This window comes from Klebsiella sp. CN_Kp075 (assembly GCF_040065055.2).
GTDB classification, from domain to species: domain Bacteria; phylum Pseudomonadota; class Gammaproteobacteria; order Enterobacterales; family Enterobacteriaceae; genus Klebsiella; species Klebsiella aerogenes.
The window spans coordinates 2,933,947-2,959,357 of sequence record NZ_CM198050.1 but is presented as its reverse complement, the minus strand read 5'-3'; the positions used below and the strand labels follow the sequence as shown (position 1 = coordinate 2,959,357).

Annotated in this window: 20 protein-coding genes; 6 read left to right on the top strand and 14 right to left on the bottom strand. The window is 56.8% G+C overall.

The genetic code is table 11. The annotated features are described in order from the left end of the window. Positions 1–12: 12 nt before the first annotated feature. From ABLV78_RS14185 to ABLV78_RS14155, 7 genes are all read right to left on the bottom strand, one after another. Entirely contained in the window at positions 13–1,005 is a 993-nt protein-coding gene (locus tag ABLV78_RS14185) for an ABC transporter ATP-binding protein (protein WP_047046522.1), read from the bottom strand. Then, positions 1,002–1,982, bottom strand: coding sequence for an ABC transporter ATP-binding protein (locus ABLV78_RS14180; protein WP_047046519.1), 981 nt, complete (start codon positions 1,980–1,982; stop codon positions 1,002–1,004). Before ABLV78_RS14180 ends, ABLV78_RS14185 begins: the two co-directional genes overlap by 4 nt. Continuing rightward, the gene (gene opp4C, locus ABLV78_RS14175; RefSeq protein WP_045397668.1) at positions 1,979–2,926 is read right to left on the bottom strand and encodes an oligopeptide ABC transporter permease; all 948 of its coding nucleotides are present in this window, start codon (positions 2,924–2,926) and stop codon (positions 1,979–1,981) included. Before opp4C ends, ABLV78_RS14180 begins: the two co-directional genes overlap by 4 nt. Positions 2,927–2,928: 2 nt before the next feature. After that, on the bottom strand, positions 2,929–3,885 hold the full coding sequence (locus tag ABLV78_RS14170) for an ABC transporter permease (protein WP_015705201.1): 957 nt from the start codon (positions 3,883–3,885) through the stop codon (positions 2,929–2,931). Positions 3,886–3,929: 44 nt separating this feature from the next. Beyond that, on the bottom strand, positions 3,930–5,633 hold the full coding sequence (locus ABLV78_RS14165; protein ID WP_047046514.1) for an ABC transporter substrate-binding protein: 1,704 nt from the start codon (positions 5,631–5,633) through the stop codon (positions 3,930–3,932). Positions 5,634–5,816: 183 nt separating this feature from the next. Continuing rightward, on the bottom strand, positions 5,817–6,467 hold the full coding sequence (locus ABLV78_RS14160) for a CatA-like O-acetyltransferase, family 1 (RefSeq protein WP_047046932.1): 651 nt from the start codon (positions 6,465–6,467) through the stop codon (positions 5,817–5,819). 29 nt (positions 6,468–6,496) lie between these two features. Next, complete coding sequence (locus ABLV78_RS14155; RefSeq protein WP_047046511.1) at positions 6,497–6,880, bottom strand: VOC family protein; 384 nt, start codon at positions 6,878–6,880, stop codon at positions 6,497–6,499. Positions 6,881–6,972: 92 nt separating this feature from the next. Between ABLV78_RS14155 and ABLV78_RS14150 the strand changes: the two genes are divergently transcribed. The 3 genes from ABLV78_RS14150 (at position 6,973) to ABLV78_RS14140 (ending at position 11,750) form a co-directional block, all read left to right on the top strand. Beyond that, positions 6,973–7,743 carry a DeoR/GlpR family DNA-binding transcription regulator gene (locus ABLV78_RS14150; RefSeq protein ID WP_045397662.1) on the top strand — a complete coding sequence of 257 codons (771 nt, stop codon included), beginning with the start codon at positions 6,973–6,975 and terminating at the stop codon, positions 7,741–7,743. A 289-nt stretch (positions 7,744–8,032) separates the two neighbouring features. Further along, positions 8,033–11,248 (top strand): molybdopterin cofactor-binding domain-containing protein, encoded by a 3,216-nt coding sequence (locus ABLV78_RS14145; RefSeq protein ID WP_047046508.1) that lies wholly within the window; start codon positions 8,033–8,035, stop codon positions 11,246–11,248. Between the two features lie 43 nt (positions 11,249–11,291). Then, positions 11,292–11,750, top strand: coding sequence for a (2Fe-2S)-binding protein (locus tag ABLV78_RS14140; protein ID WP_015366918.1), 459 nt, complete (start codon positions 11,292–11,294; stop codon positions 11,748–11,750). Positions 11,751–11,937: 187 nt separating this feature from the next. On the opposite strand, the gene ABLV78_RS14135 is transcribed toward ABLV78_RS14140, so the two are convergent. The 4 genes from ABLV78_RS14135 to ABLV78_RS14120 all read right to left on the bottom strand — a co-directional run bounded on the left by ABLV78_RS14135 (position 11,938) and on the right by ABLV78_RS14120 (position 16,223). Next, positions 11,938–12,345 carry a hypothetical protein gene (locus ABLV78_RS14135; protein WP_226473579.1) on the bottom strand — a complete coding sequence of 136 codons (408 nt, stop codon included), beginning with the start codon at positions 12,343–12,345 and terminating at the stop codon, positions 11,938–11,940. 118 nt (positions 12,346–12,463) lie between these two features. Then, on the bottom strand, positions 12,464–14,611 hold the full coding sequence (gene fdhF, locus ABLV78_RS14130; protein WP_165430645.1) for a formate dehydrogenase subunit alpha: 2,148 nt from the start codon (positions 14,609–14,611) through the stop codon (positions 12,464–12,466). Between the two features lie 11 nt (positions 14,612–14,622). Further along, the gene (locus tag ABLV78_RS14125; protein WP_015366915.1) at positions 14,623–14,751 is read right to left on the bottom strand and encodes a hypothetical protein; all 129 of its coding nucleotides are present in this window, start codon (positions 14,749–14,751) and stop codon (positions 14,623–14,625) included. A 2-nt stretch (positions 14,752–14,753) separates the two neighbouring features. After that, complete coding sequence (locus tag ABLV78_RS14120; protein WP_015366914.1) at positions 14,754–16,223, bottom strand: nucleobase:cation symporter-2 family protein; 1,470 nt, start codon at positions 16,221–16,223, stop codon at positions 14,754–14,756. Between the two features lie 532 nt (positions 16,224–16,755). On the opposite strand from ABLV78_RS14120, the gene ygfT reads away from it, so the two are divergent. Both ygfT and ABLV78_RS14110 read left to right on the top strand, forming a co-directional pair. Next, positions 16,756–18,693 (top strand): formate-dependent uric acid utilization protein YgfT, encoded by a 1,938-nt coding sequence (ygfT, locus tag ABLV78_RS14115; RefSeq protein WP_045392547.1) that lies wholly within the window; start codon positions 16,756–16,758, stop codon positions 18,691–18,693. Then, complete coding sequence (locus ABLV78_RS14110; protein WP_047042737.1) at positions 18,693–19,169, top strand: 4Fe-4S dicluster domain-containing protein; 477 nt, start codon at positions 18,693–18,695, stop codon at positions 19,167–19,169. Before ygfT ends, ABLV78_RS14110 begins: the two co-directional genes overlap by 1 nt. A gap of 135 nt (positions 19,170–19,304) precedes the next feature. Here ABLV78_RS14110 and ssnA read toward each other — a convergent pair whose 3' ends face one another. The 3 genes from ssnA to ABLV78_RS14095 form a co-directional block, all read right to left on the bottom strand. After that, positions 19,305–20,639, bottom strand: coding sequence for a putative aminohydrolase SsnA (gene ssnA / locus ABLV78_RS14105; protein ID WP_047042739.1), 1,335 nt, complete (start codon positions 20,637–20,639; stop codon positions 19,305–19,307). Further along, positions 20,636–23,740 (bottom strand): putative selenate reductase subunit YgfK, encoded by a 3,105-nt coding sequence (gene ygfK, locus ABLV78_RS14100; RefSeq protein WP_047042741.1) that lies wholly within the window; start codon positions 23,738–23,740, stop codon positions 20,636–20,638. The genes ssnA and ygfK overlap by 4 nt, the downstream gene beginning before the upstream one ends. Before the next feature lie 269 nt (positions 23,741–24,009). Next, the gene (locus tag ABLV78_RS14095) at positions 24,010–24,579 is read right to left on the bottom strand and encodes an NTP transferase domain-containing protein (RefSeq protein WP_047042744.1); all 570 of its coding nucleotides are present in this window, start codon (positions 24,577–24,579) and stop codon (positions 24,010–24,012) included. Between the two features lie 34 nt (positions 24,580–24,613). Here ABLV78_RS14095 and yqeC point away from each other — a divergent pair, with 34 nt between their 5' ends. Then, positions 24,614–25,372: a selenium cofactor biosynthesis protein YqeC gene (yqeC, locus tag ABLV78_RS14090; protein WP_047042747.1), complete on the top strand. Its 759-nt coding sequence runs from the start codon at positions 24,614–24,616 to the stop codon at positions 25,370–25,372. Positions 25,373–25,411: the final 39 nt, after the last annotated feature.

The window sequence follows — 25,411 nt, the reverse complement described above, 5'->3', positions numbered from 1 at the left end:
TTGCCGTTATTGTTATGCGATAACCACGCGCGATTCAGCCTCAATTTCATGACAGGCGACCTGGTGCCCCGGCGCGATTTCGCGCAGACGCGGCGGTTCGCGACGGCAACGTTCGTTTGCCTGCGGGCAGCGAGATGAAAAGCGGCAGCCGGCAGGCGGTCGGGAAGGGTCGGGAATTTCCCCCTGAACGACCGCCAGCGGCTCGCTATCAGGATCCAGCGTGGGCACTGCGGCCAGCAGCGCCTGGGTATAGGGATGAAGAGGGCGGCTAAACAGCGCATCGCGGCTGGCCGTTTCCACCAGTTGACCCAGGTACATCACCGCCACGTCGTCGCACAGATGCTCCACTACCCCGAGGTCATGTGAGATGAATAGAAAAGTGACGCCACGTTCGTCGCGCAGGTCGGCAAACAGATTGATAATCTGCGCCTGAATCGACACATCGAGTGCGGAAATGGGTTCATCGGCGACGATAAAGTCCGGATTCAGAATCAGCGCGCGGGCGATGCCGATGCGCTGCCGCTGACCACCGGAAAATTCATGCGGATAGCGGTGATAATGCTGAGGCGCCAGCCCGCATATCTTCATCACCGCAATGACTTTCTCATAGAGTTCAGCGCGCGAGCACAGTTTATGCTGCAGCATCGCCTCGCCAATCGCCTCGCCGATGCGGATGCGTGGATTCAGTGAACTATAGGGGTCCTGAAATACCAGCTGAATTTTTGGCCGTAAAGCCTGCATTGCTGCCGCTGACAGTTCGGATAACTCCTGACCGCGGAATTTAATGCTGCCGGCGGTTTTTTCATACAATCCAAGCAAGGTGCGGCCAACGGTGGTTTTACCGCTACCGGATTCTCCGACGAGGCCGAAAATCGTTCCCGGACGGATATTAAAACTGACGTCATCGACCGCGCGCAGTTCCCCGGTCTGCTGGCCGAACAGGCCGTCGCGCAGCGGAAAATACTTTTTCAAGCCATTAACTTCAATGATATAGGGCTGATTCATGCCACCGACTCCGTGAATTCACTATAAAAACAGGCCGCCTGGTGAGAGGGCCCCAAAAGTGGTGGTGTATCCTGGCGGCAGCGCGCGGTTGCCTGTTGGCAGCGATCGGCAAACGCGCAGCCCGCAGGCAGTTGCGCGAGGTCCGGTACCTGGCCGGGAATGGAGTAAAGCCGCCGGCGGCGTGCGCCCGGCACCGGGCGAGAGGCGATAAGACCGCGGGTATAGGGATGCTGCGGCTGGCGCAGTACCTCGGCGGTGGTTCCCTGTTCGACGATCCGCCCGGCATACATCACCACTACCCGTTCGGCCATCTGTGCGATCACTCCCAGATCGTGGGTGATCAGCAGCAGAGCCATCTGGTTTTCGCGCGCGCGGTCGCGCAGCAGTCGCAGGATCTGCGCCTGTACGGTGACATCCAGCGCGGTTGTCGGTTCATCCGCTATTAATAATTTTGGCCGGCAGCTCAGCGCCATGGCGATCATTACCCGCTGTAGCATGCCGCCGGAAAGCTGGTGTGGATAGTTCGCCATCAGGCTTTCGCTGCGCGCCAGTCCCACCTCGTTTAACAGTTGTATTGCGCGCTGCCAGGCGGCTTGCGGCGAGTCACCGCGATGACGTATTAGCGGCTCGCAGAGCTGTTCGCCTATGGTCAGTACCGGGTTGAGCGCCGACATCGGCTCCTGGAAGATCATCGCCAACTGGTTGCCGCGCAGGTCGGCCATGTGACGGGCTTTCAGCTTGAGCAGATCGCGTCCTTCGAAATGGATCTCGCCGCCGTCAATGCGAGCGGCCTGGGGAGGCAGCAGGCCCATTAACGACATGGCGGTCACGCTTTTGCCGCAGCCGGACTCACCGACGATACCTACCGTTTGCCCGGCCTGAATCGAAAAAGAGACCTCCTGTACCGCGCGCACCCGGCTACCTTCAGCAGCGAAAGAGACAGAAAGTTGCTTAAAAGAAATTAATGGCGTGCTCATTTCAGCCTCTGTTTCATTTTCGGGTCCATTGCGTCGCGCAGGCCGTCGCCCAGCACATTAATAGCAATCACAGTAATAAAGATGGCAATCCCGGGAGGCATCCATAGCCACGGTCGCCGCTGAAAATCAATCAGGCTGTTAGCAGCATCCATCATGTTGCCCCACGATGGTGTCGGCGGTACCACGCCGAGGCCGAGATAGCTCAGCGCCGATTCGCTCAGAATGGCGTTAGCGACCGCCATTGTCGCCATCACCACCAGAATCGGGATGGTATTGGGCAGCAGGTGACCGAACAGCCGGCGACGCGCCGAGAGTCCCAGTACCTGCGTCGCCAGCATAAAATCGCGCTCGCGTAGCGACAGGCACTGCCCGCGCACCAGCCGCGCCAGCTTCGGCCACTCCAGCAGGCTGAGCATAATTACGACCATCCAGATGCGGGAATCCGGCGAAAAGTCGAGCTCGGAGAGCATCGCGCCGGCGACGATTAATAATGGCAGGCCGGGTATCGTCATCACCAGATCGGCTAGCCGCATGATCAGTTTATCGGTGAGCCCGCCGACATAGCCCGACAGCGCTCCCAGCAGGTAGCCCAGCGTTACCGATAGCAGCATAGTCAACAGGCCGATTATCAGTGAAATGCGCCCGGCCAGCAGTAAACGCGTATAGATATCGCGGCCAAGAAAATCGGTACCTAACCAGTGTTCGGCGCCGGGTGGTTTGTTGATCATCAGCGCATCGGTGGCGTCATCTTTCCACGGCGACCACATCGGCCCGAGCGCGCACCACAGGGCCATCACCGCAAGCAGGATTAAACACAGCATCGCCATTCGGTTGCGGCGCAGTTGGCGCCACGCCTGATGCCATGGAGAGGGAGTTATTTGCGCGAGCGCGGGGATTGTCGCCTGGCGCAGGCGGCGACGGTGGCCAAACAGGGAAGTTATCATCATTACCTCACTCGAATGCGCGGATCGGCCCACGCGTAGAGCACATCGGCCAGTAAATTACCGATGATCGTCAGCACCGCCAGAAACAGGGTAAACCCCATCAATACCGGATAGTCGCGAGCGGCCAGCGAATCGATATGAATGTGTCCGGCCCCCGGCCAGTTAAATACTTTTTCGGTAATGATGGCGCCAGAGAACAATCCCGGCAGTTCAAAGCCAAGCAGGGTGATGACCGGCAGTAGCGCATTGCGCAGCGCGTGTTTCATGATAACCGTGCGTTCTCGCAGCCCTTTAGCACGGGCGGTACGAATGAAATCCATCTTCACCACGTCGAGCATGCTGGCGCGAAAATAGCGCGTCAGGCTACCGGCCTGCAGCATCACCAGCGCCAGTACCGGCAGTACCAGATGGGCGGCGACCTGCAGCACATACTGCCAGCCGCTATCGTCGCTGCCGGTATTGGTCATCCCGCCTACCGGCAGCCAGTGAAGGTCGACGGCAAACCACTTAATTAGCAGCAGGCAGAGGAAAAAGGTGGGAAAGGACATCGCGGCGAACACCGCGATACTCACCAGATGATCAAACCAGGAATTAGGTCTGAGCGCGGAGACCACGCCAACCGTCAGGCCGATACCCCAGTAGAAAACCAGCGCCACGCTCGCCAGCAGGAAGGAGTTCCAGATGTACTGGTTCAGTAACTGGCTGACCGGAATTTGGTATTGCAGCGAGAAGCCTAAATCCCCGCGCAGCAGTTGCCCCAGCCAGTGAAGGTAGCGGGTGAAAAGCGGCTGGTCGAGGCCGTATATCGCCTTCAGTTCGGCGGCGCGGGCGGCCGTCAAGGTGATATTGCCATCGATAAAGTCGCCGGGGGTTTTGGCAAAGAGCATAAAAATGATAAAGGAGGCCAGCAGCAGCATCGGCAGCGTTTGCAATAAGCGCCTCAGGATGAAATTTTTCATAACATTCTCACATCAGCCGCCGGGGAGGCCGGCGGCTGGGGGATTTACTTCACGATTTTCACGCCTGGCAAACTGCCGGTGAGGCCGTTATAGATATCCGGCTTAAAGCCGGTCACGCGGGCGCTGCTGGCGGAAAGAATCTCCCGGTATCCAAGCAAGATAACCGGCGGATCCTCGGCCAGCACCTGGTACAGCTGGTGATAAATAGGCTTGCGTTGTTCGACATCCAGCACTGCGTTACCCGCATTGATAAGCTTATCGACTTCAGCATTGTGGTAGCCCGACTCTTTGGCTTCGCTGCTGTAGAAGTCCCACACGCCGTCATGCGGATCGTTGAGGGTGCTGGTGCTAAACGACGCCAGATCGTAATTACCTGCTTTGCGCTGCGCCATCAGCGCGTTGAAATCAACCACCTGCGGTTTCAGCAGCACGCCGATCTGCCGCCAGTTCTCTTTGGCAATCGGAATCAGCGCGTCGTTAATGACTTTTTTGCTCGCCAGCAGGGTCAGCTCCAGCCGTTTACCGTCTTTCACGCGGATGCCATCGGCGCCAGGCAGCCAGCCCGCTTCATCGAGCAGTTTTTTCGCCTGCGCCGGATCGTAATGATAGGGGTTGACGCCCTGCGCGTTGAAAGCCCAGGAAATAGGCGCGATCGGTTCAATGGCTACCTTGCCGTATCCCTGATACACCACGTCGATTAACTTCTGGCGGTCAAGCCCGTAAATCAGCGCCTGACGCACTTTTTTATCCTGCAGCGCCGGGCGATGGACGTTGAACTCCACCTGGCTGTAGTCGCTGGAACCGTAGAGGTTGATATTGGCAAAACCGAGCATCTTAAGCTGCTCAATATCATCCGGACGCGAGGTGAAGGCGTCGTAGTCGGTTTCGCCGGTCTGGAATAACTGGAAATTGGTGGACGGATTGGTCACGCGATAGATAAAGCGTGGCGTTGGCGGCGTACCGCGGTAAAAATGCGTGTTGGCGTGGAAGCGAATCTCCTGACCGGGAATATATTTATCGTAGACATACGGGCCGTTACCCAGCGGTTTTCCGTGCAGAGAACGCAGATAATCCAGATTTCCGCGTTGATACCCTTTGCCGTACCAGGCTTTCGATAATACCGGACCGCCGATTTTCGCCAGCGTCGTCGCGCCCGGCTGAGTGGTGGTAACCTGCAGGGTCAGCGGATCGATAACTTTCAGGCCACTCACGCTATCGGCTTTGCCGGCTTTATATTCTGCGCCGCCGGCGATATTGGCCAGAGTAATATCGGTGTCGCCGTCATATTTCGGGTCGAGCAGAACGGTCAGCGTAAAGGCGACATCCTCCGCGGTGAGTGGCGATCCGTCGCTGAAGGTCAGGTTAGGGCGTAATTTGATGGTATAGACTTTGTTATCCGCGCTCACCGTCCAGCTCTCAGCCAGCCCCGGCACCAGCTTACCCTGACTGTCCCAGTCAATCAGGCGCGAGAAAATAACGTTGGTGACGTTCTCATCCCAACCGTTGACGAAGAAGTAAGGGTTAAAGATCCCCTGCGGTTCAGAAATGCCGGCCACCACCGTGTCTTTACGCAGTTTGGCGCTTGCCGGGATCTGGCTGGCATCGGTTGCGGGAGTGATCCCTTCTTTAAGGATATCGTCGGCGTTGGCGACAGAAGAAAATGCCACCATGCTACCGAGTAGCGCCACTTTCAGCGCCAGCGCGAAGCGCGTTTGTCTGGTTTTTAATCCTTGCCGTAATCTGGACAAAAGTGCTACCTCATCAAATGATTGCGTTGTTATTTACAATTCATGACGAAGATAAGAGGCGCGCTGAATACTGTCTAACAACGAAACGCTATGGTTTATAGCCATTTCGCATTAGCAAAAAACCGGCAATATAATGCCGGTTTTCGGGGAAGTCATAGTGGATTGTTCTTTATGCCGCGGCAGCTAATCGCGGGCCTCAACCGGCAGCCACAGAGTCTGCGGATTGGCGAAATAATATTCAACTTCGGCATAAAAACGGCTGGCGTGCAGGCCATCCACAAAAGCGTGATTAAATCGGCCGGCAACCGGAATGATGCCATTTTTCAGTTTCCCCCACGTCAGGGCGGGCACCGCCGCGCCAACGTAGTATTCCGCATGGGTCATGGCGCTGAAGTGCAGCCACGGCAGGCAACTGGCGCAAAAGAAATTTTCTTCTTCCACAATAAGCGGTGAGGGATTGGTGCTTCTTGCGGCCTCAATGCGCGGCGTTGCGGCGGCGCTAAACGCGGGGAAATCAGCGGCGTTATCGCACCATACCTGCCGAAAACCTTCGCTGGTCGTCATGATCGGCGTCATCACCGAGATGGCGTCATATTCGATGATATCGTCGTTGCGCAGGCGCTGTCTTAGCTGCGGTACGGCGTTGGCCGCGCGCAACAGGCCGAATAATGCCAGTTGAAAGAAGGAGACGCCGTGGTCCTTCGCGCAGGTATATAACTGTTGCGCTTCGACCGGTACGCACAGATTGAAGCTGGGATTGGCAAAGGTACGGTAGAACGTAAAATGATCCAGGCGAGGCCAGCTCGCTTTATCAATGACGCGATAATGTGCCACGGTTGACTCCTTCATGTGGGTTTCCCTTACTATGCGACGATTTCCACCAGGTTACCATCCGGGTCTTTGATAACCGCCTCATAATAGCCATCACCGGTGGTGCGCGGGGCAGAGACTAAAATTCCCGCCATTTCAGCGCGTTTGGCTAACGCATTAACCTGATCCACGCCGCCGACGGCGATCGCCAGATGCGCCCACCCCGTATGGTTGTTATCGCGGGGCGAGTCCTGTAAGCCGGGTTTGGCCATTAACTCAATTGCCACGTCAGAGCCAATTTTTACAAAGTAGGATTCAAAACCAGGATTGGTCTTACTGTGGTACTTTTCGTTGATTTCACCGGCAAAAAACTCCACCCAAAAGCGTGCTTGTTGCTCAAGATGGCGGGTCCAGAGGGCGATATGGGCAACTTTCATAATTTACCTCGTAAGGGTTCGGGTTGACAGCATGCGCATGAGTGAATGATTATGCTCTTTGCTGCTCGTTATGTTTATTTAAAGGAGTTATTGTGCTCGATTATGCTGCTTTCCCTCAGCAACGACAAGCGCTGATTTGTCAGATCCTGCAGGAGGACGGTAGGGTCGTCTGCGCCGATTTGGCCCAGCGCTTACAGGTCTCTGAACATACTATTCGCCGCGATCTTCATGAGTTGAGCAAAGAAGGATATTGTAAGAAAGTCTACGGCGGCGCGGTGATGACCCTGCCGGAATCCATGGAGTACAGCGAACGTAAAGAGAAAAACAGGGCAACAAAGAGCAGGATCGCACAGAAGTGCGCACAGCTAGTGAAACCGGGCGGCTGTATTTTTATTGATACCGGCACCACCAATCTGGCAATGGCGGAAGCGCTACCGGGCGAGCTGGCCTTAACCGTGGTCACCAATTCTCCGGAAATCGCGGCGGTTCTGCTTAAAAAACCGCTTTACGAGGTTGTGATGCTCGGAGGTCTGGTGCAACGCGCGGCTGGCGGTTGTGTCGGCGCATCGGCGGTGGCCCAGGTGCAGGGGATCCTCTTTGACCAGGGGTTTATTGGCGGCTGCGCGATGGCTCCGGAGTCAGGTTTAACCGGCTTTGATCACGCCGATTGTGAATTTAAGAAAGCGGTTATCAAACAGTGCAGTGAGATTATCGTTGGCTTAACCTCAGATAAAATCCCCGCCGTCGCGCGTTTTGTGGTAGCTGAAAGCAGCGCCATTGACGTGCTGGTGGTGGAGGAAAACATTAGCCGTAAATACCGGGATGCTTTCCGTGAACACGAGATCCGTATCTATACCGTCTAGTACAGGGGCAAATTATTAATTTGAGAAAACCGGGCTATCACTTTGATAAAAATGGCGGCGAAATGTTTCTGCCCTGCGGGCCGCGGCCTTAGTAGCGCTATTTTCTCCGCACTTTAGCCGTATTTTGCGCGGCGACTCACAAAAACGAAGCTTACGCAGCACCTCATTGATTTCTGGCACAAATCTTGGATTTGTTATCGGTGAAGTGGCTTTTCCCATGGGTTATGGATAGCGCGACGTTTAGCGAACCCGGGATTGCCCGCAACGGATAATCATTGAGGGGACTGTTATGTGTGCTTCACCTTCAGCGCCGCTACGGCGCGTGGATGGACTGGCGAAAGTCAAAGGAACGGCCGTTTATGGCGACGATATTACCTTACCGGGCATGCTGTATGGCGTTTGCCGCTTTGCGGATATACCCGCCGGGAAAATCGAGGCGATAGATCTTAGCGAGGCGCTGAATGTTGCAGGCGTAGTAAAAATCGCCACCTGGCAGGATATCCCCGGTACACCGGTCGTGGGGATCATCGTCAAAGATTATCTGCCTATCGTCAAAGACGAGGTGGTCTTCCACGGCGATGTCGTCGCCGTGGTGGCGGCAACCAGTTATGAAGCCGCCTGCGAAGCGGCGGATAAAATACATGTGCGCTATACGCCTTATGAGCCGCTAACGGACGTAGAAGCCGCGCTGGCGGCGGACGCCCGGCGAATTCACCCGGAGCGCAGCGATAATATCGCCGCCCATCACCACACCGTTAAGGGCGACATCGCCAAAGGCTTTGCCGAAGCCAGTCACGTGATTGAACGTGAATATGAAGTGGGCTTCCAGGAACACGCCTACATCGAACCGGAAGTCGTACTGACCTGGCTTGATCCTACCGATGGTAGCCTGATTATCTCCGGCTCCATTCAGAACCCGCACCGCGTACGCAGCTTCGTGGCTAAGTTTATGGGCTGTCCGCAAAGCCAGATTAACGTCAAACGCGCGGTGATGGGCGGCTCGTTCGGCGGGAAAGACGACATCATCGATCATCTGGCCTGCCGTTCCGCATTGATGACGCGGCTTACCGGTCGTCCGGTTAAATTTACCTACACCCGCGAGCAGTCCATTATCGAAAGCTGTAAGCGCCACCCTTATAAAATGAAGTATCGCGCCGGGGTGGACGACAACGGGCGTATTCTGGCGATCAAAATCGATATTCTTGCCGATAGCGGCGGTTATGCGGCGTCTTCCCCGTTCGTCACCTGGCGTTCTTCGGTGCAGGCGGCGGGGCCGTACAATATTGATAACGTCCATATCGACGTCAAAGCCGTCTATACCAACAACAGCTATACCTCGGCGATGCGTGGTTTCGGTTCACCACAGGTGGTTTACGCCAACGAATCCTTTATGGATGAAATTGCCGAAGTGCTCAATCTCTCGCCGGTGGCGGTGCGTGAAGTGAATGCGCTGCGTCAGGGAGATACCTCGGTCACCGGGCAGCGGTTTGATAAACACACCGTCTCGGCGACTGAAGTCCTGAGTAAGGCGGTGAATGCCTCGGAATTTGCGGCAAAACGCCAGCACTATCGTGAATTGAACCAAAAAGGCGGCGTTTATCGATATGGTATTGGCCTGGCGCTGAGCTATCGCGGCTGTTCCATTGGCGCGGAAGGGGTTGATACTTCGACGGCGCTTATCCAGGTCAATGAAGACGGTAGCGTCAATCTGGCGACATCGGTATCGGAAAACGGTCAGGGTCTGCAAACCGCGATGTCGCTAATCGCCGCGGAAGCCTTTGGTATTCCTCTTTCTGAACTGCATTTTATGGAGCCGCCGACCTCGGTTATCGGCGACGGCGGATCGACGGCGGCGACCCGCGGGACAATGGTCGGCGGCGGGGCGATTCTTGACGCCGCCGACAAGATAAAACGCCGTATTCTTAGTGTCGTCGGCGACAGCATCGGCACCCGCGAGTTGGAAGAAACCCTGTGGCAGGACGGCTTTATCATCAACGCCCAGGACAGTGAACGGCGTATTGACTTCAAAACCGCGGTTAATAAGACCAAATGGGCCAGCGTCAGCCTGACCGAGTACGGCTGGTTTGTGCCGCCGCCTATTCATTGGGATGAAGAAAAAGGCTGCGGCAGCCCGTACTTTACCTGGGTCTACGGCTGCCAGGTGGCGGAGGTACGGGTGAATACCAGCACCGGTAAAACCGATTTGCTGCATGTTACCGCCGCCCATGACGTGGGCCGGGTACTCAACCCGGTGGGTTTTGAAGGCCAGGTTTACGGTGGGGTGGCGCAGGGTTTCGGCTATGCGCTGCTGGAAGACTTCAACATTGAAAACGGCCGGGTCAAATCGGAAAACTTCGACAGCTACCTGCTGCCGACGATGAAAGATATTCCGCCGATGACGATTATCGGCGTAGAAAACCCGGATATCGCCGGGCCTCTGGGGGCGAAGGGGATCGGCGAACCAGCCACTGAACTCGCGGCGGCGGCTATCAACAACGCGGTAAGTTTTGCCCTCGAGACGCGGTTTAATAAATTACCGCTGACCCTTGAACAGGTGATCCTCGGCTACAACCTGAAAAAGCCGGTTCGCCAAAGCGAAATGATGCTGGAGGCGGAAAACAAGAAGCAGGTGCTGCGTCTCACTGACGTGGAAGTGACTCGCGCGAAAAGCCTGCAGGAGGCGTTAGCCCTGCTGGCGCAAGAGGGCGTGACGGCTATCGCCGGCGGTACCGATGTAATTGTGCAGGGGCGTCTGCAAACCCGCGCGATGCGGCTGGTTGATATTTCCCGTCTGCCGGAGTTGACGCAGGTGAGCGAAGATCCGGTCAGCCATGAGGTCATCATTGGCGGAGCGATGACCTTTAACCGTATTACCGATCATCCGCTGTTGCGCGAACGTTACCCGCTGCTGGTGCAGGCCTGTCATACCGTCGGTTCGCACCAGATCCGCAACCGCGCCACCATCGGCGGCAATATCGTCAACGCCGCGCCCTGCGGCGATTCCATTCCGCCTGCCATCCTCTATGACGCGCGCATCGAACTGCGCTCGCTAAATGGCGTACGCACCCTCGGTCTGGCCGAGTTCTTGCTGTCCGGCTACAAGACCCAGCGCCAGCCGGATGAACTGCTGACCAAAGTGATACTGCCGCCGCCGGCGCGCCCGCAGGCGAAAGGGTTTTATCACCAGTTAGGGCGGCGCAACGCGCTCAACATCACTCGTCAGAGCCTGAGCGCGTTACTGGACTTTGCTGATGATGGTACGGTGAGCTACTGCCGGCTGGTGGACGGCGCGCTGTTCAGCAAGCCGCAGCGGCTGCTCGATATTGAACGCTGCCTGCTGGGGAAACCACTGAGCAACGACACTATCGATAGCGCCTGCGAAGTGCTGGACAAGCTTATCTATGCGGCCATCGGCAAGCGCTGGTCGGCGGCATATAAGCAGCCGGTGTTCGTCAACATGTTCCGCGACATGATGGCCGAGGCGCAACGGGCCTCAGGGATTTAATGATTCAATCAGGGCGCCAGAGCGCCCTGTACAGGATAAAGCTATGAGCACAATTAAAGTGAAGGTAAACGGCAAGCTGGTGGAAGCAAAAGTAGAAGGCAATATGCGCCTATTGGATCTGGTGCGGGATACATTGCATCTTACCGCCACCAAAGAGGGATGTTCGATTGGCGAATGCGGCGCCTGCACGGTGCTGATGGACGGTAACGCCGTTTGTTCTTGTCTGGTACTGGCCGAACAGTGTGATGAAGCGGAGATCGAGACCCTGGAAGGGTTAAACGATAATCCGATTACGCAAAAATTACAGGATGCGTTTATTGAGAAGGGCGGCGTGCAGTGCGGGTTCTGTACGCCGGGAGTATTGGTCAGCGCCACCGAGTTGTTAACCAAAGAGCCGCACCCGGACGAAGCGCAAATAAAGGATGTATTAGAAGGCAATATGTGCCGCTGTACCGGCTATCAGCCGATTATTGACTCCATTCAACACGCGATTAAATCGTGATCTTGTACCGGGGCTGCTGTTTTGTGCGATTTGGTGGCCGGATAAGGCGCCACCGGGGGAGAATTCCCGGATAGCGGCGCATGGCGCCTTATCCGGGCTACGGTTTGATATTCGTTTGGTAGCCCCGGTAAGCGTAAGCGCCACCGGGGAGGGTTCCCGGATAGCGGCGCACAGCGCCTTATCCGGGCTACGGTTCGGTAGTCGGTTGGTAGCCCCGGTAAGCGTAAGCGCCACCGGGGGAGAATTCCCGGATAGCGGCGCACAGCGCCTTATCCGGGCTACGGTTTGGTATTCGGTTGGTAGCCCCGGTAAGCGTAAGCGCCACCGGGGAGGGTTCCCGGATAGCGGCGCATGGCGCCTTATCCGGGCTACGGTTCGGTAGTCGGTTGGTAGCCCCGGTAAGCGTAAGCGCCACCGGGGAGGATTCCCGGATAGCGGCGCATAGCGCCTTATCCGGGCTACGGTTCGGTATTCGGTTGGTAGCCCCGGTAAGCGTAAGCGCCACCGGGGAGGATTCCCGGATAGCGGCGCACAGCGCCTTATCCGGGCTACGGTTCGGTAGTCGGTTGGTAGCCCCGGTAAGCGTAAGCGCCACCGGGGAGGATTCCCGGATAGCGGCGCACAGCGCCTTATCCGGGCTACGGTTCGGTATTCGGTTAGTAGCCCCGGTAAGCGTAAGCGCCACCGGGGAGGGTTGGTATGGCCGTCGAACCTTAACCCATCGCGCTTTCGCGCAGGCGGGCTTTCAGCTTGTTGTACTCATCGATCACGTACTGCTCCGCCGCGCGCTGATCGGCAATCCGCTCAACGTTAACCGCGCAGTACTTGTACTCCGGCGTTTTGGTTATCGGGCTCAGGTTCTCCGACACCAGCTCGTTACAGGCGCCAATCCACCACTGGTAGGTCATGTATACCGCGCCTTTATTCGGCCGATCGCTGACCTGCGCGCGGGTGATGATGCGGCCTTTACGCGAATTGACCCACACCAGCGCTTCATCCTCGATGCCTAACCGTTCGGCGTCGGCGGTGTTGATTTGCGCATAGCCCGGTTCATCCTCCAGCGCCGCCAGCGCCGCGCAGTTGCCGGTCATCGAACGGCAGGAGTAGTGACCGACCTCGCGCACCGTTGAGAGCACCATCGGGTACTGTTCAGAAAGTTTATCTCCCGGCGCGACCCAGTCGCAGGTGAAAAACTGGGCTTTACCGCTCGGCGTAGAGAACGTCTCTTTAAACAGATACGACGTCCCCTGGTCGGCGTCGGACTCATCGCGGCATGGCCACATGACATAGCCGAGCTCGCCCATTTTTTCATAGGTGGCGCCGTAGAAGTTCGGGCACAGATGCCTCAACTCGTCCCAGATCTCCTGGGTGTTGTTGTAGTGCATCGGATAGCCCATCCGGGTGGCGATTTCGCTGATGATCTGCCAGTCGGTTTTCAGGTCCCACTTCGGCTCCACCGCTTTAAAGAAGCGCTGGAAGCCGCGGTCCGCTGCGGTATACACGCCTTCGTGCTCGCCCCACGAGGTGGATGGCAGGATGACGTCGGCCGCGGCGGCGGTTTTGGTCATGAAAATATCCTGGACGATAACCAGTTCCAGCTGTTCAAACGCCTTGCGCACCGCGGAAAGCTCGGCATCGGTCTGCAGCGGATCCTCGCCCATAATGTAGGCGGCGCGAACTTCGCCGTGTTCGGCGCGGTGCGGCAGCTCGCTGATGCGGTAGCCGGTATGCTCCGGCAGGCTGTCGACGCCCCACGCTCTGGCAAACTTCTCGCGGTTTTCCGGGAACTTAACGTACTGGTAGCCCGGATAGGTATCCGGCAGCGCGCCCATATCGCAGGCGCCCTGAACGTTGTTCTGTCCGCGTACCGGGTTGACGCCGACGCTCGGCTTGCCGAGGTTGCCGGTGAGGATCGCGAGGCTGGTCAGCGACCGCACGGTCTCCACGCCCTGGTAGAACTGGGTGACGCCCATGCCCCACAGGATGGCGGCGGATTTGGCGCTGGCGTACATCCGGGCGCAGGCGCGGATCTCCTGAGCGCTGACGCCGGTTATCTCTTCCACCGACTCCGGCGTGTAGCCTTCGACGATTTTGCGATACTCCTCGAAGCCCTCGGAACGGCTGGCGACGAAGGATTTATCGTACAGATCCTCTTCAATAATAACGTGGCCAATGGCGTTGAGCAGCGCGATATTCGAGCCGTTCTTCAGCGCGATGTGCATGTCGGCGATGCGCGCGGTTTCAATCTTGCGCGGGTCGCAGACGATGATTTTTGCCCCGTTGCGTTTGGCGTTAATGACGTGATTCGCCACGATAGGGTGGGAATCCGCCGGGTTGTAACCGAAGATAAACACCAGATCGGTGTTATCAATCTCCGTGATGGCATTACTCATGGCGCCGTTACCGACCGACTGGTGCAGACCTGCAACCGAAGGGCCGTGTCAGACGCGAGCGCAGCAGTCGACGTTATTGGTACCAATAACGGCGCGCGCGAATTTTTGCATCACGTAGTTGGTTTCATTACCGGTCCCGCGGGAGGAGCCGGTGGTCTGGATCGCGTCCGGGCCATATTTTTCTTTAATGGCGCCAAGGCGGGTGGCGACGTAATCGAGCGCCTCGTCCCAGGAGACGGCTTCCAGTTTGCCGCTGCGCTTACGACGGATCATGGGGGTTTTGAGACGCGGGGTCAGGATCTGGGTATCGTTAATGAAGTCCCAGCCATAATAGCCTTTCAGACACAGGGTTCCCTGATTGTTTTTCCCCATGGCCGCTTCGGCGCCGACGACCATGCCGTCGTCCACCACCAGCCGCAGCTTACAGCCAGCGGCGCAGTAGGGACAGACGGTGGTTACTTTTTCCATCGTGTGACTCCTTAAAAATAGTACGGCAGCAGATAGATAAAACGGCTGTTAATTCCGAGGGTAATGGCGTCCTGGATGGCGGGAACCGCCATCAGGGCCATCATCAACAGTGCAAAAAGCAGACGTTGCGACATAGACATAATCACTCCTGGCCGTCAGCGGCGGTTTGACCTTTCTGTACCTTGCGCAGCAGTAGCCACATGCGCACCGTACGCACGGCCATGTTGCGGGCAGCCGCGCTCGGCGGCGCCGGGTCCGGTTCCGGGACATCGTGAGAAATACGGAACGGCACGCTGCCGTTCAGCGTCAGGTTGGCGACAATCGCCGTCAGGGTGCCGATAGTGATGCCGCTATGCAGAAACAGCTGCATCATCGGCGGGAACTGGGTAAACAGATTCGGCACCAGTACCGGCATCATGCCGAGACCAAGGGTGAGCGCGACGACCATCCCATTGTTATTGTTGCGATAGTTGACCTGGCCGAGAGTACGAATACCGGAAACGGCAACCATGCCGAACATAACGATACCGGCGCCGCCGAGGATCGGTTTCGGAATCAGTACCACCAGCGCCGCCATTTTGGCGAAAATGCCCATTAGCATCAGGATGACGCCCGAGACCGACACCACGAAGCGGCTGCGTACGCCGGTCAGGCCAATCAGGCCGACGTTTTGCGCAAAGGCCGCGTAGGGAAACAGGTTGAAGAAGCCGCAGATCGTCGTCGCCAGTCCGCAGGTATTCAGGCCGTTACGCAGCATGCTGGCCGTGACCTGTTTACCGACGATATCGCCGGTCGCCATGATGGACGACATGGTTTCGACCATCACCACCACCATGACCATCGACAGCAGGGCGACCGGCACGATATGAAACTCAGGCCGGGCGAACTGCATCACCTGTGGCAGATGCAGCCAAGGCGTAGCGTTGACGAGGTTAAAATCCAGCGGCTTGAAGAAGCTCCATAAAATAGTGCCGATCACCAGCCCGATCAGCACCGAGGTGTTCTTGACCACGCCGGTGGCGAAGGTATAAAGGTTAAGAATAATGACCAGCGTGATGGCCGCCATCAGCAGCGAGAAGAGATCGCCGAAACCGGCCATCTCGCTGCTGCCGCCGCCAATCCATCCTCCCGCGACCGGCATAATAGAGAGGCCGATCAGCGTCACAATGCCACCCATCACCACCTTCGGAAAGAAGCGAATGAGACGGCTAATCCACGGCGCGCAGCAGAGGATAAAAATGCCGGAGACGATAACCGAGCCGGAGATCGCCCCGATACCGTACTCTTTGCCGATAAGCACCATCGGGATCAGCGCGGCGAAAGTACAGCCCTGGATCAGCGGTAAGCGGCAGCCCAACCACTGCTTGATGCCCATCGATTGCACGATGGTTGCGGCGCCGCAAATAAACAAATCGGCGCTGATTAATAAAATAATATGCTCCGCAGGCAAACCGACCGCGTTACCCACCACCAGCGGCACCGCCACCGCCCCGGCGTACATCACCAGCACGTGCTGCAATCCATAGAGAATCATTTGCGTAATTGGCAGGACCTCATCGACCGGCGCGACAGTCGCCGTATTGCGTGAGGCCGGAATGGCAAAATCTTTCATGAAGTAGTTGTCTCCTTTACGACTTCTTCCCGTGCCGAACTGAAAGGGCAGAAGTTACGATTCGAAGGCCATTGCCTCCCTCTGCTGATGATGTTCACCAGCGTATAACGCGCACGGAGTTGCTTATGCGTTAGGAGGGTTATGCGTAAGCTGTGCCAAAAATGAGCGAAGCGGCAGTGGAAGAATATATTTGTGAAATCAATCACGGGTTGGCATGTTTATTTCTTGCAGGCCCGTTTAACGCTGCGAGCGGGCATCAGAAATAAAAATGGCGAATATCAGTTTGAGATATATGCCGTCTCATTTTGGTAGGCGAAATAAGCGCTAAGAAGGTAAAAATGATAAAAAGGCAGGGCGGGCTTGAGATGCCATCCCGGTGATTTGATGAGCTTTTATTTATTCGAGAGTGACAGGAGAGTAATAATTTGAGCTGACTCGCAAAAATGAATGGCAGCAGAAGGTGAGCGCCCAATATCGCCCGAATATTGCAATCCATCCCTGAGACTATTCCAGAAGAATAAAAGGGAAGCAAATGAATCGATTTATTGTGGCCGATGTTGCGAACTGTATTGGATGTCATGCCTGCGAAGTAGCCTGCGTCACGGCGCATCATCAGGATGCCTGGCCGGCACAGCGCAGCGCCTTTGTTCCGCGCATCCATGTTGTCTTCCACCGGAATGCCAGTACTGCGACCACTTGCCACCATTGCAACGACGCGCCTTGCGTCACCTCCTGTCCGACTCAGGCGCTGTATGTCGCCAACGACAGCATCCAGTTTACCCAGTCCGAGTGTATCGGTTGCAAAAACTGCGTCGTCGCTTGCCCATTTGGCGCAATCGAGATGGTCGCCAGCGGGGAAGATGGCCCGCAGCTGGCGCAAAAATGCGATCTTTGTCGCGAGCGCCCCTCCGCAGAACAGGCCTGCGTGGCCAGTTGCCCGACTCAGGCGCTGCGCGTAATGGACGAGAGCGCGCTCCAGCGGTTACAGCGGGAAAGACAAATCCGCTCCGCCCAAGGGCAGCCGCTGGCCGAGCGTCGTGGCGCAAGGCGCGAAGCGATCCTGGATAAAGCGCCGCGGGTGGGGGCGAAGAAGCTTGCCGCGGAGGAGCGAAAAGCGCATTTTGCCGAGATCTACCAGCGCCTTAGCGAATGTGATGCCGAATATGAAAGCGAGCGTTGCCTGTACTGCGCGCAAAAAGCCTGGTGCAACTGGACCTGCCCATTACACAACCATATTCCCGATTTCATCCGACTGGTGCGTGAGGGCAAAATTATTGAGGCCGCAGAACTCTGTCATCAAAGTAGTTCGCTTCCGGAAATCTGCGGCCGGGTCTGCCCACAGGACAGGCTATGTGAGGGCGCCTGTACGCTGAAAAACGAAGGCGGCGCGGTGGCGGTTGGCAATCTGGAACGCTATATCACCGATACCGCGCTGGCGATGGGCTGGCGGCCAACCACAGGCGAGGTTGCGCCGCGTCGGGAACGCGTGGCTATTATCGGCGCCGGACCGGCGGGACTGGGCTGCGCGGATATTCTCGCGCGCGCCGGGGTACAGGTTGATGTTTTTGATAAACATCCTGAAATTGGCGGGCTGCTGACTTTCGGCATTCCGTCTTTCAAGCTGGAAAAAACGGTAATGGCGCTGCGGCGTGAGATCTTCAGCGATATGGGGATTCGTTTCCATCTCAATCAGGAAGTGGGGCGCGACGTGGCCTTCAGCGACCTGGTTGCTAACTATGACGCGGTCTTTTTAGGCGTCGGCACCTATGGGCTGATGGGCGCTGGTCTTGATGGCGAAGACGCGCCAGGTGTTATTCAGGCGCTGCCGTTCCTGATTGCCAATACCCGTGAGGTGATGGGGCTTGAAGAGAGCGCCGAATATCCGTTAACCGACATTAAGGGTAAGCGGGTGGTGGTGCTGGGCGGTGGCGATACGGCGATGGACTGTCTGCGCACCGCGGTGCGTCGCGGAGCTGAGAGCGTGACCTGCGCCTATCGTCGCGATGAGTTAAGCATGCCGGGCTCGAAAAAAGAGGTGGTGAACGCGCGGGAGGAGGGCGTGGCGTTTCAGTTTAACGTTCAGCCGCAATATATCCTGCGTAACCGTAAAGGCCAGGTCAGCGCCGTCGGGATGATCCGTACCGAAATGGGTGAACCAGGGCCGGATGGCCGCCGCCGCCCGCGGCCAATTGCCGGTTCAGAATTCGAACTCCCGGCCGATGTGCTGGTGCTGGCGTTTGGTTTCCAGGCCCATGACATGCCGTGGCTGCGGGGGCACGGCATCAAACTTGACCGCTGGGGGCAGATTGTGACGGGCGGCAAAGGTCGCGGCACCACGCAGACCAGCCATGACAAAATCTATGCCGGCGGCGATGCGGTGCATGGCGCCGATCTGGTGGTGACGGCAATGGTTGCCGGGCGCCAGGCCGCAAGCGAAATGCTGGCGCGATTTGACCATAAGGAGCGGTGATGACCCATTTTATTCTTGCCAGTTCACAGGCCTGTATCGGCTGTCGTACCTGCGAAGTTGCCTGCGCACTGGAGCATGTGGCGGAGGGGGCGGAATTTCATCCGCGATTGAAGGTGATGCGACTCGACACGTTGAGCGTGCCGGTGATGTGCCATCAGTGTGAGAACGCGCCATGCGTTGGGGTCTGTCCGACCGGCGCATTGGCGATGGGCGCCGAACGGGTCGAGGCCGATGCCGGGCGTTGTATTGGCTGCCAGAGCTGTGTCGTCGCCTGCCCATTTGGCGCGATTACTATCGAGACATCGGCGGCGCATCCGCCGGTTATCGTGAAGTGCGATCTCTGCGAGCAGCGAGACGGCGGCCCGGCCTGCGTATCGGTATGCCCAACGGCGGCGTTATCGCTAATGACCGATGACGCGCTGGCGGCGCTGCAGAAACAGAGAACGATCGCCAGCGCCAGCTTGTTGAGTTTGTAGGAAAGTCCCGGATGGCGACGCGCCGCGCGTCTTATCCGGGCTACCCGAACGATGTTTCTGCGCTATTTATAGCCCCGCTAGAAGCCAAAAAATAAACCCGGTACAGTGACCGGGTTTTGTTTTGCCGTGATGGGATTACGGCAATGCATCCATCCGCTGCCACATCTTCTTCGCCACCTTCCGCGCTTCGGCGAAAATCGTATCGCAATCAATAGCGAACTGCCGATCCTCATAGATCATGACGCCATTCACCATCACGCTATGAACGTGGCTGGCCCCCATACCGAAGGCGATGTGCCCGGCGAGATTAGCCGCCAGCAGCGGCGTCGGCGGAATATAATCGCTGATGGTTAAATCCGCCTTATAGCCCGCCTCAATACGGCCGAAACGGTCGTTAAAGTTGCGGCTAAGCAGCGTGTTGCCGTTGCTTAATGCCCGCGCAAAGCTATCCGGCCACAGCGGTCCGCCGGCATCACGGTGTTTAAAGAAGGCGAACTTGAGCTCTTCAAACATATCGGAGCCGATACCGTCGGTGCCCAGCGCCAGGTTGCGAAATGCCGTCAGCTGCTGGTTATAGCCAACATGGTTGTTCATGTTAGAGCGGGCGTTATGGACAAGAAAACCATCGTGCGCGTTCAGTAGTTCAATATCCGCGTCCGACAGATACAGCCCGTGAGCCACCAGCGTTTTACTATCGATGAGATCGAACTCTGCCAGGCGTACCAGCAGATCTTTACCGTAGTGATGGTGGCTGTGGGAAACGTCGTAACGGTCTTCCGCCATATGAATATGCAGGCCGCGCCCGGTTGCTTTTAATGCTTCGCGAAGCATCAAAAGCCCCTCGTTGGGAACCGTAAACGGCGCATGGGCGCCGATATGCGCTTCTACCAGATAGGGTTCGTCGCCGTTTTCCCGCGCCCGATCGATTTCGTGGGCAAAACGGATATTTTCCTCCACGCTTGCCTGAAGTTCCTGCAGGCTGCCGTTACGGTCGGTGGTTTCAAAACAGGTCATGCCGCGCAGGCCGACCTTGATGAAAGCGTTACGTAACTGACTTAATGATCCAGCGATATAGTTCGGCGACGCGCTGTGGTCAATGACGGCGGTACAGCCGCTGCGAATGGCCTCCAGCGAACAGATAAGCCCGCTGTAGTATAAGGACTCCTCATCCAGCGCGCGGTCCAGGCGCCACCACAGGTTTTTCAGCGTGGAGATAAAATCGGGACTCGGCGCAATATTGGCCTGAATTCCGCGCGACAGTCCGGAATAAAAATGGTTATGCGAGCAGACCATTCCCGGCATCACCAGCCGGCCGCGCATTTCTTTAATACGCGCCTGCGGATAACGCTGGCTCAGGTTCGCGCCTGTTTCGATAATTCTGTCATTTTCGATGACGATATCGACACCTTCTTCCACTTTTGCCGGATGAAGCTGGGCAAGGGTGGCATTTTTAAGCACTAAGATACTCATACTTCGACGGCTCCCAGCAAATAGTGATGATGTTGATGGACGTGGCTGATGATGCGGCACATGGCATCCAGCTGCGGCGGAACTTCAGCGAACTGACCCTGGGGATCGATTTCCAGCTGCCAGATCAGGCCATCCTGACGGACATGAACCCGCTGCTGTTCCACGAGGAAACCCGGATTGCTGCTGTTGTTGAAATCCTGTTCGAGGCTAAAAACGGTGACTTTGTCCTTATAAGGTTTGCCTTGCCATGGGCAGAACTGCGCGCAGTTGCCGCATTCGTTGCAGTACGCGTCGAGGTGCAGCGTCTGGAAGCGGTTTTCGAAACCCGGCACCGCGATTGAGACGTTGGCGCGGTTCGGGCAAACATCCACGCACTTGCTGCAGACGTAATTACATTCGAGGCAACGCTCTGCCTCCTGCGCGACAAAGGCATCGCGGTCGTCTTTATCAACCTGAGCGATAGCAATGGTTCCTTTGCGGCGGTAGATATCCGCGGGATCGACGTTATTCCACTGTTTATCGCCGAAGTGGCTGCGGATATTCTCGCGCTTCAGGATCGCATCGCTGGCGCGACGGGCGTTGCCTATCGCCGAGACGATCGAAGAAGGGCCATGCTGTACATCGCCAATCAGGAAGACGTTAGCCAGACGGCTTTCGCCATCAGCATTGACCTCAGGCCAGCCGTGGTCGTTGAGCGGGATCCCCATCGCCGCCAGCGCTTCGCCATCCTGCTGTTCGCCGATAGCGGTAATCAGCGTATCGACCTGCAGCGTCCAGGTTTCATCGGTGGGCAATGGGCGACGTCGACCCTGTTCATCAGGTTCGCCGAGGGCCATGGCGCGAACGGTCAGCGTGCCGTCAGCGGCGAAGTGCTCCGGGTTACTGAGGAAGCGGAACGTAACGCCATCCTGAAGGGCTTCTTCGTACTCCTCGCGCCATGCCGGCATCTCCTGCTGCGAGCGGCGATAAATCACCGTCGCTTTCTCAACGCCGGGGATGTGCAGCGCCGCGCGGGCGCAGTCCATTGCAGTATTGCCCGCGCCGACAATGGCCACGTGTTTACCCACGTTCAGGCGATCGCCGCGGTTGAACGCGCGCAGGAAGTTGAGCGATTTATGAATATTCGTGTTGTCGCCGCCAAGCTTCACGCCGCTGTTTTTGTCGGTACCAGTGCCGACCAGTACATAGCGATAACCCTCCTGACGGAGTTTTTCGACGGTGAGATGCGGGTCGCAGCCGTAGACAATATTGACGCCGTGATTAACAACGAACTCAATATCCTGCTGGATAAGTTCCGCGGGAATGCGGAAATGCGGAATGATGTTTTTTACCACTCCGCCAGCGTTAGCTTCGCGCTCAAATAGCGTGACCGGGTGGCCGGCGCGGGCGAGGAAGTAACCCGCCGCCAGCCCAGCCGGGCCTGCGCCAATCACCGCCACCGGGTTACGGCTACCGGAACCAGCCGGTTTATGCCAGCGGCGTTGGTATTCCGGCCAGCCTTTCTCAAGGGCGATTTTTTTCAGCTCGCGGATATTTAACGCGCTGTCATAATCAAGACGCGTACAGTTGTACTGGCACTGGTGATCGCAGATATGGCCGGTGATCGCCGGCAACGCGTTACGTTGATAGATAAGCTCCAGCGCATCGGCATAGCGCTGCTCGCCCATCAGGCGAATGTATTCCGGAATATCCTGTTTGATGGCGCAGGCGCTGACGCAAGGGGCGACGTAGCAGTCGGTTAACGGCAGCGGCTCGCCAACGTCGATGCGATCGTCCGGCTTCCAGTGTTTTTGCGTGTACTCCATGCTCACCGCTTTTTCCGCCAGCGCGTTCAGGCGCTTGACGTCGACCTGATTCAATTCCCAGCCATCGGCCTGTTCCAGCTCGCGCATGCACTGGCTAAGACGCAGGTAACCACCGGGTTTTAGCAGATCGGTCGCCATGGTAATGGGGCGGATCCCGGTTTCAAAGATATCGCGGATATTGAGCTGGCTGGCGCCGCCGGAGTAGGAGATCGGGAGTTTGCCGCCGAATTCACGCGATAGCAGCGCCGCAACGTTGATGGAGAGGGGGAACAGGGCGCGGCCGGACATATACATCTCATCGCCGGGCAGCGCGCCTTTATTGTTGACCGTGCCGAGGGTGTTGGTTAGCTTCACGCCGAAGCCGAGTTGTTTACTTTTCGCCAACGCCATCAGACGCGTTAACATTTCCAGCGCCTGGCCGATTTTAAGATCGTGTTCAAAAGATTCTTCATTCAGACCGATATAGTCAAAGCCGCAGGTGTCGAGAATTTCGCGTACGCGCGGGTAGCCCAACAGCGTCGGATTGAGCTTCACGAAGGTGTTGAGCTGCTTCTCTTCCAGCATATAGCGGCAGATGGCTTCGATTTCATCCGGCGGGCAACCATGCATGGTAGAGAGAGTAACCCCTTGTACCAGTTTTGCCGGAATGCGCTCCGCGAGCGTCGCCAGCCGCGGGCGGATATCATCCAGCGACAGGCGGGCAAGGAAGGCGTCATCATGCAGCCAGCGGTTCAGCGTGTCGCGGTACTGGGTAAATTTCGGCTGCCCGGCGGCGTTCATCATATTATCGATAAACTGCTGCATCGGCGGTTGTTTGATGCCTTCCAGGTTATAGCCGACGCTCATATTGAAAATAAATGACTTGCCGTTTTGCGCCGGCGTGAACGGGAAAATCTCTTCCAGCAGATGCAGAATAAACCATGCTTTAAGGTATTCATCCCACGCTTTTTGCAGCGTGAATTCCGTAGACCATTCGGTATTAAAGCATTCGTCTTCCGCGTCGATGCAGGGCTTTTCCAGCTCAAGTCGGTCGAGGATCTGTACGGTTTTCAACTCGATAAACCGCCCGCCGGTGAGCCAGGCGGTGATGATATTCTGCGCCAGTTGGGTATGCGGGCCGGCGGCCGGGCCGATTGGGGTGGCGCAGCTTTCGCCGAAGACGCTTACCCGGCGTTGGTTGGTGGGCGAATAGAACTGCTGCTCAGGAATACCAAAAATGGAATGGTGTTGTTGATACTCATCGAAAATGCGCGTCAATAATTCCTCAAACGGGACGGGACGCATGATATCCCCCATAACCCTCTCCTTTATCTGTGCAATCAAATTTGCCGGTTAGTGGTGCTTATTCCGACGGATAGTTAAGGAAGAGCAACAATCGAACCAGTTATTAAAGGCAGAAGGTTTGAATAATTAAAAATGTGAGAGAGATCTAAAGAACACCTGGCTTTGTGAATAGGCTCACGCTATGGTAATGAGAATTAAAATCACTCTATATTTTTATCCGCCGGGATTTCTCAAAATAAACGGCGAAATATCACAATGATAATTTCCCGACAAAGGCATTATTAATCCTGGTTTTGCAGGCGAATAAAATCAGCAGGGGTATCGATATCCCAGACCATTTGCGGAAAATCTAACTCCAGACAGCGATGGCGGCTTTGTAATAACCGTTTGCGCATTGAGCCGGGTCCATCGTGAGTGATAAGTTGGCGCAACTGCGTGCCGGCAATAAGGATTGGATGACCCGGTACGCCTTGATATTGCGGAAGAAGCGCGCTGTCGCCCCGTTGTTGCCACAGCCGCTGGAAAAGCGCAGTCGGCAGGCAGGGTAAATCGCCGAGGGTGATAAAACAGTAGTTGTTTCGCACCTGGCTTGCGCCGGCGCAAACAGAAGTAAACAGACCCTGCTGATAGTTGGGATTATAAACCAGGGTTATTTTCGGATGCGCCGAATAGCGTTGATGTAACTCCTCTGCGCGAAAACCGCTCACCAGAATAATACGCGAGCAGAATTGCAGGGCGTTTTTTATACTTGCATCAAGTATTGTCGTTCCGCGCCAGGGTAACATCATTTTCCACTGTCCCATCCGGGAGGACAATCCGGCGGCGGTAATAATACAATCGACCTGTTTCATACTCCTCCCTGAATAATGGAATCCTGTCCAGCGCATGGAAAATATACCGCATCTGCAATCGCTGTTTTGTGATTTAGGCGTAAATGATGGTCCGCTGCTGATTTCCGCCGTCGGCGCGGGAGGTAAAACCAGTACCTTAATGTGGCTGGCGCAGCGTTTTCGTGAGGCTGGCCGGCGAGTTCTGCTCACCACGACCACCCACATGTATCTTCCGGCAACCCTACCTGTGCTGATTTGCCGCGATCCGCTGGCGCTGCCTGACGAGGTTTGGCAGCGGCCGCTACAGGCCTGCTACGCCTCATGGCTCGCCCCTGCGGGTAAAGTTCGTGGGTTTAGCCCGCAACAGCTTGATGCGCTGGTTGCCGCAGGTTGCGTGGACGTGGTGCTGGTAGAAGCTGACGGGGCTCACGGTTTCGCCTTAAAAGCGCCAGCTGAGCACGAACCTTGCATACCTCAATCCTGTTGCTGCGTTATTGCCGTCATGGGGGCCTGGAGGCTCGGGCAAAACGTTGGGCCAGCGACCGTTCATCGCTGGCCCCTTTTTTCCCGGATAACCGGCGCGGCGCCGGATACAGCGCTGAGTTGGCCGATGCTGCATCGCTTGATCGCGCATCCGCAGGGAGCGTTTAAAGGCGTTCCGCCCGCCAGTCGCCGGATCCTGCTGCTGAATCAGCTTTCTCAAAATGAGAATTTACCGGAGGAGGCGCTGTTGCAGCAGTGGGGGATTAACGCACTGTGGGCGGGAGCAGTACAAGAGCAACCCGCGATAACGCGGCGACGAACAACAGAGTGACGCCCCGGCTTGGGCGCATGGCGGATATCCATTGAGGTT